Origin of the sequence: Ramlibacter lithotrophicus (genome assembly GCF_012184415.1) — a bacterium.
Classification (GTDB): domain Bacteria; phylum Pseudomonadota; class Gammaproteobacteria; order Burkholderiales; family Burkholderiaceae_C; genus Ramlibacter; species Ramlibacter lithotrophicus.
This window is the reverse complement of sequence record NZ_VTOX01000023.1, coordinates 1-1,177: the sequence shown is the minus strand read 5'-3', so window position 1 is coordinate 1,177 and position 1,177 is coordinate 1. Positions and strand designations below refer to the sequence as shown.

Here is a 1,177-nt window from a genome sequence, read left to right as displayed (position 1 = left end):
GCAACGACGCCGGCGCCCACGGTGCGGCCGCCTTCGCGGATGGCGAAGCGCAGGCCCTCTTCCATGGCGATCGGGGCGATCAGCTTGACGGTGATCGTCACGTTGTCGCCGGGCATGACCATTTCCTTGTCCTTGGGCAGCTCGATCGCGCCGGTCACGTCCGTGGTGCGGAAGTAGAACTGCGGGCGGTAGTTGTTGAAGAACGGCGTGTGACGGCCGCCCTCGTCCTTGGACAGCACGTACACCTCGGCGGTGAAGTGCGTGTGCGGCTTGATGGAGCCGGGCTTGGCCAGCACCTGGCCGCGCTCGACTTCCTCGCGCTTGGTGCCGCGCAGCAGGATACCGACGTTGTCGCCGGCCTGGCCCTGGTCCAGCAGCTTCCTGAACATCTCGACGCCCGTGCAGGTGGTCTTGAGCGTGGGCTTGATGCCGACGATCTCGATTTCCTCGCCGACCTTGATGATGCCGCGCTCGACCCGGCCCGTGACGACGGTGCCGCGGCCGGAGATGGAGAACACGTCTTCCACCGGCATCAGGAACGCGCCGTCGATGGCACGCTCGGGCGTGGGAATGTAGCTGTCCAGCGCGTCGGCCAGCTTCATGATGGCCTGCTCGCCCAGCTCGCCCTTGTCGCCTTCCATGGCCAGCTTGGCGCTGCCGTGGATGATCGGGGTGTCGTCGCCGGGGAACTCGTACTTGCTCAGCAGTTCGCGCACTTCCATCTCGACCAGCTCGAGCAGCTCGGCGTCGTCGACCATGTCGCACTTGTTCAGGAACACGATGATGTAGGGCACGCCCACCTGGCGGGCCAGCAGGATGTGCTCGCGCGTCTGGGGCATCGGGCCGTCGGCGGCCGACACCACCAGGATGGCGCCGTCCATCTGGGCGGCGCCGGTGATCATGTTCTTGACGTAGTCGGCGTGGCCGGGGCAGTCCACGTGCGCGTAGTGGCGAGCCTTGGTCTCGTACTCCACGTGCGCGGTGTTGATCGTGATGCCGCGCGCCTTTTCTTCCGGAGCCGCGTCAATCTGGTCGTAGGCCTTGGCTTCGCCGCCGAACTTGGAAGCCAGCACCGAGGTGATCGCCGCCGTCAGCGTGGTCTTGCCGTGGTCCACGTGGCCGATGGTGCCAACGTTGACGTGCGGCTTGGTGCGCTCGAATTTTCCTTTTGCCATTT

The 1,177-nt window shown here is 65.8% G+C and carries 1 protein-coding gene; it reads right to left on the bottom strand.

Going from position 1 to position 1,177, the window contains the following annotated elements; genetic code table 11:
- Positions 1 to 1,175: elongation factor Tu (gene tuf, locus RAMLITH_RS25440; RefSeq protein ID WP_168110275.1), on the bottom strand; the 1,175-nt coding region annotated here is incomplete at its 3' end.
- Positions 1,176 to 1,177 lie beyond the last annotated feature (2 nt).